Source organism: Bradyrhizobium valentinum, assembly GCF_001440405.1.
In the GTDB taxonomy this organism is placed as follows: Bacteria; Pseudomonadota; Alphaproteobacteria; order Rhizobiales; family Xanthobacteraceae; genus Bradyrhizobium; species Bradyrhizobium valentinum.
This window is the reverse complement of the sequence record NZ_LLXX01000143.1, coordinates 1-12,459: the sequence shown is the minus strand read 5'-3', so window position 1 is coordinate 12,459 and position 12,459 is coordinate 1. Positions and strand designations below refer to the sequence as shown.

Below are 12,459 nucleotides of genomic sequence, written 5' to 3'. Positions count from 1 at the left end.
TCGCCGCCGAGTTCGAAGAAGTTGTCTGTAACGCCGACCTTGGGTTGGCGCAGCAGATCGGCCCAGATCGCGGCGAGCGCCGTCTCGACCGGCGTGCGCGGCGCGACATGCTCGGCCAGTGCTGCGAGCTGATCCGGCGCCGGCAGCGCCTTGCGGTCGATCTTGCCGTTCGGCGTCAGCGGCAGCCGGTCCAGCACCACGATCCGCGCCGGCACCATGTAGTCCGGCAGCACCGACGACAGCGCCGTCTTGAGAGCCGCGCCATCGAGTGACGCCTCGCCGCTGACATAGCCGACGAGCTGGCGGGCAGCGCCAACCTCGCGCGCCACCACCACTGCGGAGCGCACGGCATCCTGCTCCAATAGCCGCGCCTCGATCTCGCCGAGCTCGATGCGGAAACCACGGATCTTCACCTGATGATCGGAGCGGCCGATATATTCGATCACCCCGTCGGCGCGCCATCGCGCCACGTCGCCGGTGCGGTACAGTCGCGCCCCCGAGGGGCCGAACGGGTCGGGGATGAAGCGTTCCGCCGTCAGCGCCCCGCGCCGCCAGTAGCCGCGCGCCAACCCCTCGCCGCCGATATAAAGCTCACCGGCCACGCCCACAGGCGCCAAATTAAGATCGTTGTCCAGAATATGCAGCGTGGTGTTGCCGATCGGGCCGCCCAGGACCGGGCGGTCATCCCGCGCATCAAGGCGATGGCGGGCCGACCACACCGTGGTCTCGGTCGGGCCGTACAGATTCCAAACTTCGCCGGCCTGCGCCACCAGCCGCCGGGCCAGGTCCGGCGCCAGCGCCTCGCCGCCGCACAGCACGCGGCAGCTTGCCGGCAGCGATGACCCGTCATGATCGAGCAGCATCCGCCAGGTCGACGGCGTGGCCTGGATCACGGTTACGCCTTGTGCGGCCACCATCGCCTTGAGCCGCGCTGGATCATGCGCGGCCGCACGATCCGCCAGCACCACGCGCGCGCCGATCGTCAGCGGCAGCCACAGCTCCAGCACCGCGATGTCAAAGGACAGCGAGGTCAGGCCGAGCACGCGGTCCTGCGACGTGAGGCCCGGCTGTTCCGCCATCGTCGCCAAGAAATTCGTCACCGCGTCGTGGCGGACCATCACGCCCTTGGGCAGGCCGGTCGAGCCTGAGGTGTAGATCACATAGGCCAGGCTCTCGGGATGGATTGCGATCCCGAGATTGTCGGCATCGCCGCCCTCGCCGCCTTCCTGCTCGTCGAGCAGCCACGCCTCGGCGCCGGTCTCCTCCAGCACGGGAGAGAACTGATCGAGCAGCGTCCGTTGCGTCAGCACCAGCGCCGAACCGCTGTCGCGCAGCATGTGTGCCAGCCGCTCCGGCGGGTAATCTGGATCGAGCGGCAGATACGCCCCGCCCGCCTTCAACACCGCCAGCAGCGCAACCATCATCTCGACGCCGCGGTCGAGCGCCAGCCCCACCACCACGTCGGCTCCGACGCCGCGATCGCGAAGCCGCCGCGCCAGCCGGTTGGCCCGGCCGTTCAACGCGCCGTAGCTCAGCTCCTCATCGCCAAACACCAGCGCCACGGCGTTAGGTGATTGGCGGACCTGCGCCTCGAACTGTTCGACAATTCCAAGGCGCGACTCATCTCGTCGCGTGCTGTTCGCCCGTGCGAGCAGCGTATCATCGGCCGGATCGCTGGCCGCGATCATGCCGACTGGCCGATCGGCATCGGCGCTCAACGCTTCCATCAGCCGCACAAAGGCGCGCTGCAACCGCGCGATCTGCACCTCGTCAAAATGCTTGCGCTGATAGTTGAAGACCAGCCGCAGTCGCTCATCGATGCCGACGCTCGCGAACAGCGGATAATTGCTGGTCTCGACGATCCTGGTCTCACCGGCACGTATCTGCCGATTTTTTCCCATCAACGCCCGATCAACTGGATAATTCTCGAACACCAGGATGCTGTCGAACAACGGCCGTCCGGGACGTCCCGCCAGGCGCTGGATTTCATAGAGCGGCGTCCAGCCATATTCCCGCAGGCTCAGATTGCGATCCTGCAAGTGACGCAGCCATGCGCCGACTTTCTGCTGCGGACTGACATCGTCGACGACCGGCAACGTATTGATGAACAGGCCCACCATGTCTTCGGCACCGGAGAGTTCCGGCGGCCTACCCGACACGGTGACGCCGAAGCAAACCGTGCTTTGCCCGGTATGCTGGCGCAGCAGTTGCGCCCATGCGGCCTGCACCAGCGTGTTCATCGTGACACGTTCGCGCGCCGCAAATTGTTGTAGCCGTCCGGTCAGTGCAGCGTCCAGCTCCAGCGCGAGCATGCCGTGGCCGGACGATTCCGCGTCTGCGTGTTCGGCCAGCCCCCCTGCCAGGAAGCTCGGTTCATCCAGCTTCGCCATCGCATTGCGCCAGAACGCCGCCGAAGCGCTGCTGTCCCGGCTCTGCAGCCACGCGATATAGTCGCGATAGCGGTACTGCAATGCCGGCAGGCGGCCCTCGCCGTCATGTTGCATCACCTCGGCGATCAGCCGCGCCGAGCTCCATCCGTCGAGAAGGATGTGATGGTGCGTCCAGATCAACCAATAGCGATCTTCACCCAATCGGATCAGCCGCACCCGCTGCAAGGGCGGCTTCGATAGGTCAAATCCTTCGACCCGCTCGCGCCGCGAAACATCGGCCAGCGCGGCCTCCAACTGGGGCTGCTTCCATGCCGCAACCCGCGCACGCCAGTCCTCTTCGACAAACGGCACTTCGGCACGACGATAGACGATTTGTTGCGGCGAACCTGAGAGATCGCGCCAGACAAAACCGGTCCTCAGCACCGCATGGCGATCGCTGACCGTCTGCCAGGCGCCACGGAGCTTTCCGGCATCGAGGCCGCGCACTTCCGCGGCGACCTGGTTAACGTAAAGTCCACTTTCACCGTCGTGCATCGCATGGAACAGCATGCCCTGCTGCATCGGTGACAGAGGATAGATGTCCTCAATCTCTCGCCAATCGGGCCCCAGCCGGTCGAGATCAGCCTGGCCAAGGCCGGACAGTGCCACATCCGATGGCGTCAGGCCGCAAGCACCGCTGGTGCAGTGATCGACCAGCTCGCGCAGCGCCGCCTCGTACAAAGCCGCCAGTCGCTGGATCGTCTCGCGCCGATAGCGCTTGCGACCGAAGCCGAATGACAGCCGCAACCGGCCCTCGCGCACCGTGCCGTTCACGCTTAGCCAGCGCCGCAACGGGCTCGATGCGTCACGCGAGGGGCCCGCGCTTTCCGCCGCCATGGCGAACAACATCGCTTCGTCAACGCCACCGTCGATCTGGCCGAGATAATTGAAGGCAATCTTCGGCTCGGCAACACTCGACAGCGCCGCGCGCTGCTCTTCAGAGCCGAGATATCGCAAAACACCATAACCCAGCCCGCGGCCCGGAATGCCGCGAAGCTCCTCCTTCACGGTCTTGATCAATGACGAAGCGTCCCGCGATCCCCCGGCAAGCCGCACGGGAAACGCCGTCGTGAACCAGCCGACCGTGCGCGAAATATCGAGATCGCCGAACAGATCCTCCCGGCCGTGGCCTTCCAGCTCGACCAGTACATCGTCCTGTCCGCTCCACCGCCAGACAGCGCGCGCGAGGCCGGCGAGAAGAAGATCGTTGATCTGCGTGCGATAGGCGGACGGAGCATCCGTCAGCAGGCGCTGCGTCATTTCCCGCTCGAACGTCAGCAGGACTTCATCGGCATCGGCGACACGATCAGTGCCGCCATGGTCGTCATCGCAGGGAATATCCGCATCCGCACGGCGATCGAGCCAGTAGTTCAGTTCGGTCGCCAATCCGGGCGATGTCGCATGGGCATGCAGCCGCTCACCCCACAATGCGTAGGCATGGCTCTTCGGCGGAAGCGCAACTGTCGCGTCGCCCTTCGCAAGTTGCGCATATGCGGCGGCGATGTCTTCCAGCAGAACCCGCCATGACACGCCGTCGACCACCAGATGATGAATCGCGATCAGGAAACGCTGGCTGCCATCGGCGACATCGATTCCCACCGCACGCAGCAACGGCCCCTGAGAAATAGAGAGACTTGCCTGCGCCGACGATGCCAGCGCCGTAACCGCTGCTCCATCGGCTGCGCTTCGGACCCAAAGCAAATCCGCGGCGGCCGGCGCAGCACCGTGCTCCGCGCGCCAAACTCCTTCGCTTTTTTCGAAGCGAAGCCGCAGCGCATCGTGATGATCGACCACGGCCGCGATCACGCGCCTCATTACCTGCCAATCGAGGCGGTCCTTCGGCAGCAACAGCACCGCCTGATTCCAGTGATCGCGCCTTGCTGTGTCCTCCGCCAAGAACCGGACCTGGATCGGCAACAACGAATGTGCGCCGGAGACCGGTCCCTGATCGACGAGCGCTTCGCTGCGCTGCTCGGTGCGCGCGGCAAGCGCGAGCGCTTCGAGCGTCTGATGCTGGAACACATCGCGCGGTTCGATCAGATAACCGGCGCGGCGGGCCCGGCTCACCATCTGCAGCGAGATGATCGAATCGCCGCCGAGTTCGAAGAAATTATCGGCGAGCCCGACCGCAGACCGGCCGAGCAGTTCAGCCCAGATTGCCGCGAACGCCATCTCGGCCGGCGTGCGCGGCGCTTGATACTCCGCGTCGATGTACGCCGCGTCAGGCGCCGGGAGTGCCTGGCGATCGACCTTGCCGTTCGGTGCCAGCGGCAGCCGCGCCAGCACTACGATCCGCGACGGCACCATGTAGTCAGGCAGAACCGACGACAGCGTCGTCCGCAAGGCCGACTCCTTGAGCTCGTCGACTCCACTGACGTAACCGATGAGCTGGCGGCCGGCTCCGACCTCGCGCGCCACCACAACCGCGGAGCGGACGCCAGATTGCTCGAGCAGGCGCGCCTCGATCTCTCCGAGTTCGATGCGGAATCCGCGAATTTTTATTTGATGATCGGAGCGTCCGACATACTCGATCGCGCCATCGGCGCGCCAGCGCACCAGGTCTCCCGTTCGATATAGCCGCTCGCCAGGAACGCCGAAGGGATCGGGAATGAACCGTTCCGCTGTCAGTTTCTCGCGCCGCCAGTAGCCGCGCGCCAGCCCGTCTCCGCCTATGAACAATTCACCCGTCACGCCGGCCGGGACCATGTTCAGATCAGCATCGAGGATGCGAATTACTGTCCCCGGAATCGGCCGCCCGATCGGCACCCGCGCCGCGCCATCGTCGCGACAGGTCCAGAACGTAGCGTTGATCAACGCTTCGGTCGGACCATAGCGATTGTCGAAACGCACTTTGGGGAAGGCTGCGAGCACACGCGCCTTCAACTCCGCCGACAAGGCTTCGCCGCCTGCAAACAGGCGCTTGAGCGTTACGCAGCGCGCCGCTTCTGGCTCGGCAACAAAGTGTTCGAGCATCTGCGGCACGAAGTGCAGCGTTGTCACGTCATGGGCGATGATGGCATCAACCAGGAGCCGCGGTTCGCGATGTGCACCGGGAGCCGCGATCGCAAGCCGCGCGCCGGTTGCGAGCGGCCACAGGATTTCCCAGACCGAGACGTCGAAGCTGAACGGCGTCTTCTGCAGCAATGTCTCGCCGGCATCGAGGCGATACTCCGCCTGCATCCAGCCAAGCCGGGCGGCCAGGGCGCCATGCGAGCAGGCCACGCCCTTGGGCATGCCCGTCGATCCCGACGTGTACATCACATAGGCCAGGCTGTCCGGATGCAGCGCCACGCCAAGATTGCAGGCCGCCTCCTCTGTTCGAGCCTCACCCTCTCCTTCGACGGTCCAGGCCTCGACGGCCGCTCCCGCAATCACAGGCGCGAGGCGTTCCAGCAGCCGGCTCTGCGTCAACACAAGAGTTGCTCCGCTGTCGCGCAGCATATGCAGAAGGCGGTCCGCCGGATAATCCGGATCGAGCGGCAGATAGGCCCCACCTGCCTTCAGCACGGCGAGAACACCGACAATCAGCCCAACGCTGCGCTCCAGCGCGAGGCCGACCAGCCGGTCGCGCCCGATGCCGTCCCCCTGTAACTTTCGCGCCAGACGATTGGCGCGTGCGTTCAGGTCGCCGTAGCTAATCTGCTGGTCGCCGAACACCAACGCAATCGCGGACGGCGAAGCCGCAGCACGCGCCTCGATCCGGGCGACGATGCTGTTGCCGAAATGCGGAGCCCTGGCGAAGCCGCCGCTCCAGCCGAGCACCTTCCGCGTCTCATCGGCATCGAGGCCGCTGAGTTCACCAAGCGGTCTGGAAGCATCCGCGACGATCGCAACAAGCAGCCGCGACAGGCAGGCCTGCAAATACTTTATCTGGTCCTCATCGAACCGGCCGCGGTCATACCGGAAGCCGAGATTGATGCCGTCGGTCTTGGCGAATACCGCCACCGTCAGCGCATAGTTGGTGATCGAGACCTGCTCGACCCTTCCAAAGCGGCCGCTTTCGTTCTCACCGCGCAACGCCTGATCGATCGGGTAGTTCTCGAACACCAGAATGTTGTCGAACAGCGGCCGGCCGGATCGGCCGGCGAGACGCTGGATTTCGTAAAGCGGCATCCAGCCGTGATCGCGCAAATCGATATTGCGTTCCTGCAGGTCGCGAAGCCACGCACCCACATCGATTTGCGGGCTTGCGTGATCCACGACCGGGAGGGTGTTGATGAACAGGCCAACCATGTCCTCGGACCCGCTGATGTCCGCGGGCCTGCCTGACACTGTTGCCCCAAAGCAGACGACACGCTGGCCGGTATGACGACGCAACAGTTGCGCCCACGCGCCCTGCAACAGCGTGTTCAGCGTGACGCGCTCACGCTTGGCAAACGCCTGCAGTTTCGCAGTCAGATCGGCATTGAGAAGCAGGTCGAACGAACCATGGCCGGATACACCGGTCGCTGCAGGTTCTCCCAGGGTATCCGCGAGAAAGCCCGGCTCTTCCAGCTCCACCAATGCCGAACGCCAGAAAGCTGCCGACGCATCGCGGTCCTGTCTTTGCAGCCAACCGATGTAGTCGCGGTAGCGGCCCTGTACGGCAGGCAACCGGTTGCCGCGTTCATGCTGCAGTATCTCGGCCACCAGACGCGCCGAACTCCAGCCATCCAGCAGGATATGATGATGCGTCCAGATCAGCCAGTGACGGCTTTCATCAAGCCGGATCAGCCGCACACGTTGCAACGGCGCCTGCGACAGGTCGAATCCCCTGGCACGCTCGGCCTGTGACGCGCGCGTCAGCGCCGCCTCGAGTTCGCCGCGGTCCATGGCTGCGGCCTGCTCGCGCCAGTCTTCCTCCACGAATGGCAGCGTCACATGGCGATACACGACTTGCTGCGCCGCGCCCGACAGTTCGCGCCAGGCAAAGCCCGTTCGCAGAACCGAGTGGCGCAAGCTTACCTCGTGCCAGGCCGCACGCAACCTGCCGGAATTGAGACCGCGCACGTCGAGGCCGACCTGGTTGACATAATTGCCGCTTTCTCCATCGCGCAGCGCATGGAACAGCATGCCCTGCTGCATCGGCGACAGCGGATAAATGTCTTCGATCTCGCGGCAATCGATCGTTGCGGCCAAGAGGTCGAGATCGGCCTGGCTCAATCCCGATAGTGCGAAATCCGAAGGCGTCATGCCGCGGGCGCCACCCGTGCAATGATCAACGAGCTCTCTCAGAGCCGCCGCATAATGCTCTGCGAGGCGTTCGATCGTCTCCCGCCGGTAGCGCCTGCGGCCATAGCTGAGCGACAGCCGCAATTGGCCTTCCCGCACCTGACCGTTGATGCTCAGCCAACGGCCAAGCGGCGCGCTGTCGCTACGCGCCGGCCCGGCACTCTCGGGGGCGACCTTGAACGGTGTGCCCTCACCTACGCTGGAATCGAACTGGCCGAGATAGTTGAAAACGATACGCGGCTCGGAGAGCGCGGCCAGCGCGCTGCGCTGCGCCTCGCTGCCGAGATAGCGCAATACGCCGTAACCCAACCCGCGGGCGGGGATCGCTCGAAGCTCCTCCTTGACGGATTTGATCAGCGAACCGTTATCGCCGGAGCCGCCCGGTAAGCGCACGGGGAAAGCAGTGGTGAACCAGCCCACCGTGCGGGAAATATCTACGCCAGAGAAGATATCCTCGCGACCGTGCCCCTCGAGTTCGACGACAACATCCTCAGTTCCGCTCCAGCGTGATACCGCCCGCGCCAATGCCGCCAGCAGCAGATCATTGACTTGAGTCCGGTAGGCCGACGGCGCTTCCTTCAGCAGCCGCGTGGTCAGCCTTGCATCGAATGCGAGCAGGATTTCCTCGCCCTCGGCAACCCGGTCGATACCGCCATGATCGTCGTCGCACGGCAGATCGGCGCGCGATCCCCGTTCGAGCCAATAGGGCAACTCGGCAGACAGTTCCTCGCTGCCGCCATACGCCTGCAACCGCGCGGCCCACGATGCGTAGGACTGGCTCCTCGCCAGCGCGACTGACGCCGCACCTTGCTGAATCTGTCCGTAAGCTGTCGCAAAATCTTCGAGCAGCACGCGCCACGACACGCCGTCGATAACGAGATGGTGCACGACTACGAGGAGCCGTTGGCTGCCGTCGGCGAGATCCATGCCGACTACGCGCAACAACGATCCTGCCAGTGATAGGCTCGCCTGGGCTGCAGAAGCGACTGCCGTCACCTCGGCTGCATCGCGAATGCCGCTTCGAATCCACATCATGTCCGAAGCTGCAGGCGCGGCGCCATAGGTCGCCCGCCAGCCACCATCGATCGCCTCAAAACGAAGATGCAAGGCATCGTGATGCGCGACGACGGCGGCGACCGCGCGTTTCACGATCCCCCAATCCAGCCGCGCCTTCGGCATCAGCACGACGGCCTGGTTCCAGTGGTGGCGCTCACCGGCATCCTCGCTGAAGAACCGCGCCTGGATCGGCAACAGCGGATGCTCACTTCCTTCAAGATCTCTCCCAGGCGCGGCGTCTTCCACGGTCCGTTCGATGCGCGCGGCCCGCGCCAGTTCCTGCAATGTCTGGTGCCGGAAAACGTCGCGCGGTTCGATCAGCAGGCCCGCCTGACGGGCGCGGCCGACCAGTTGCAGCGAGATGATCGAATCGCCGCCGAGTTCGAAGAAGTTGTCGTCAACTCCAATGACGGGCTGGCCAAGGAGATCGGCCCAGATCGCAGCAAGCGCCGTCTCGGTCGCGGTGCGTGGCGCGACATGTGCTGCCGTTGCGGCTTGCATATCGGGCGCCGGCAGGGCTTCGCGATCCACCTTGCCGTGCGCGGTGAGCGGCAGCCGCTCTAGTTTCACGATCCGGGCCGGCACCATATAGTCGGGCAGTTCGTCCGAAAGAGCGGCACGCATCGCCGCTTCATCGAACGCGCCCTCGCCGGCGACATAGCCGACCAGTTGGCGGGTGACGCCGGCCTCACGGGCAACCACGACCGCCGAGCGCACGCCGGGCTGGCGCATCAGCCACGCCTCGATCTCACCAAGCTCGATCCGGAAGCCGCGGATTTTGACCTGATGATCGGAGCGGCCGACATACTCGATCACGCCATCCGCACGCCATCGCGCCAGATCGCCGGTGCGGTATAGCCGCGCGCCGGGCGCACCGAAGGGATCAGGAAGGAATCGCTCGGCCGTTAGTGCAGCGCGCTGCCAATAGCCGCGCGCCAGGCCTTCGCCGCCGATAAACAATTCGCCTGTTACCCCGACCGGGACGATGTTCAGGTCGCTGTCGAGAATAAAGGCCGAGCGGCGTCCCACGGGACGACCGATCGGCGCATAATTGCCATCGATCTCTTCACTGGCGTCGACCTTCCAGACCAGCGGCGTCACCACCGTTTCGGTCGGCCCATAGCCGTTGATCAATGTCCGCGGCTTGAGCGCGCGCTTGACCTTGTCGAAGCCTGCCTTGGGCATGGCCTCGCCGCCGAACGAATAAAGCCCGACCGGCGGCGGATCGCCGCGCCACACCGCAAATTCGGCGAGCTGCTGCAGATAGGCAGGCGGGAAGCCGGCGTTGGTAACGCGCTGCCGGCGCAGAATGCCGAGCGTCTGTTCTGCCGACCACAGATTCTCGTCGCGCATCACGAGCGCGGCGCCGCAGGTCAGCGCCGTCCAGAGTCGCTCATGGGCTCCGTCGAAGGTAAACGACAGGAAGTGCAGTTCGCGGGAGTGCCGGTCCATATCGTAGAGCCCGGCGGTCACCTCGCAATGCATCGCGAATGGCCCGTGCTCGACTGCGACACCCTTCGGGATGCCGGTGGAGCCCGACGTGTAGATCACATAGGCAAGGCTTGTCGGCCCGACCGCGATTCGCGCATCGTTCTCCGGCTCCTGATCGGAATCGATCGCGCCGAGCGGGACAGCTTCGATCCCGAACGGTGGCGGAGTCAGTGCCGAGCCTTCATCAACCAGCACGAAACGCACGCCGGCGTCATGCATAGTGCCGACCTGTCGCTTCGCTGGGTGCTGGGGATCGAGCGGCAAATAGGCTGCGCCCGTCTTCAATATGGCCAACAGCGCCACGACAAGCGACGGCGAGCGCCTTGCAGAGATGCCAACGAGGTCTGAACGCCTGACACCAAGACGAATCAGTCTATGCGCGAGCCGATTAGCACGGCGATCAAGCTCGGCATAAGGGATCACATCCTCGCCGAAGATGAGCGCCGGGGCATCAGGGGTTTCCACGGCCAGCCGAGCGACCGTCTGATACACCGGCGTGAACGGAGCGGTTGCGCCGGCCTCCACGCCGTTCCATTGGCGTACCGTGGCCAGTTCCTGCTCGGAAAGAAGTGCCATGCCGGCGATCGATTGCGCGCGGCCTTCAACCATCGTATTCAGGACCGTGACCCAATGCGACGCAAGGCGTTCGATCGTCGCCGCCTCGAACAACGCGGTCGCGTAGGTGAAGATCGCTCGGATATCGCCTGACGGTTTCTCTTCGCTGTCGAGCGCCAGGTCGAACTTGACGGTGTCGACCTCAGTTTCGATCTTTTCGATCTGCAGGCCGGTCCGGTCGGGCGGATTGCCAGACACCCTGCGCTGGTGGTTGTAGAGAACTTGAAACAGCGGGTTCTGGCTCAGGCTGCGCTTGGGCTGCAGGATCTCGAGCAACCGCTCGAACGGAAGGTCCTGGTTCTCCTGCGCTTCGATCGTGGCCGAATGGACGGCTGCGATGAAGTCATCGATCGATGCGCGCCCGTCGATATCTGTGCGAAGCACCTGGGTGTTGACGAACAACCCGATCACGCCGCAGGTTTCGTCGCGGTGGCGATTGGCGACGGGCACGCCGACGCAGATGTCGGACTGGCCGGTGTAGCGATAAAGCAGCAGCTTGAAGCTCGCCAGCAGGACGACGAACAGCGTCGTCTGGTGCCGGCGCGCCAGCGCGCGCAAGTCATCGGCAAGCGTCGGGTCAAGTGCCAAACGAAGCGCTGATCCAGCAAGGTCAGGAACCGCCGGTCGCGCCCGGTCGATCGGAAGCTGCAGCACGGCGGGAGCTTCGAGCCGCGCCGTCCAGTACTTGACCTGACGCTCGCCATCGACCGCGCTCATCCAGAGCCGCTGCCAACAGGCATAGTCGGTATATTCGATGTCAGGCTCCGGCAGCGCCGGCTCTTCGCCGCAAGCAAATGCCGCGTACAAGCGCCAGAACTCGTCGACCAGCACCCTCATCGACCAGCCGTCGGCCACGATGTGATGCAGGCTCACGACAAGAAAATGGTCGTCCTCTTCCAGCATCAGCAATATGGCGCGCATCAGCGGGCCGGCTTCGAGATCGAACGGTAGCGATGCTTCCTGCCGCGCGAGCAAACGCGCCCGCTGTTCGTGGTCATCGCCATCAAGCGCTACATGCCGCAGCTCGACCGGTTGCGGATCGAGCACGATCTGCTCGGCTTCCTTGCCCTCTTGCCGAAACACCGTGCGAAGAGCGCTGTGACGGGCGACCAGCGCATCGAAGGCCTGTTGCAGCGCATCCGGCTGAAGTTTACCTCGGACCCGTACAGTCGCCGAGATGTTATAGGCGGCGCTGCCCGGATCCATGCGCCACAAGAACCACAGGCGCGACTGCGCAAAGGACAGCGGCGCCCGTGTTCGCTCCTGTCGCGCAATCGGCAGCATGGCGAGATTGACGCCCTTCGCCGCGAGCTGCGTCAGGAACGCATGCTGCTTGTTCGAATCAAGGCGCATCAATCGCCGCGAGATGTCGCGAAGCTGCTGCTTCTGCGTAGTGGCGGTATCACTCATCGGAAAGTTCGACTTCCTTCAACATGTCGAGCATTGCGGCGATGTCGTCGCTGCGCTTGTCGACCTGAATCTCCGGGGCGAGCGCCGCCGCCATCGTTTCGACGGTCGTCATTTCGAACAGGCGGTTCAGCGGCAGATCATGGCCGAGATCGCGCTTGATACGGCTGACGAGCTGGACCGCGGTGAGAGAGTCGCCGCCGAGTTCGAAGAAGTTGTCTGTAACGCCGACCTTGGGTTGGCGCAGCAG

The 12,459-nt window shown here is 64.5% G+C and carries 2 protein-coding genes; both read right to left on the bottom strand.

Annotated features, from left to right (window positions below):
• Positions 1–12,212, bottom strand: a 12,212-nt coding sequence (locus tag CP49_RS25035) for a non-ribosomal peptide synthetase (protein ID WP_156438662.1), incomplete at its 3' end; no start/stop codon positions are given.
• On the bottom strand, positions 12,205–12,459 hold a 255-nt coding region (locus CP49_RS25030), incomplete at its 5' end, for a phosphopantetheine-binding protein (protein WP_057852838.1). The genes CP49_RS25030 and CP49_RS25035, both read right to left, overlap by 8 nt.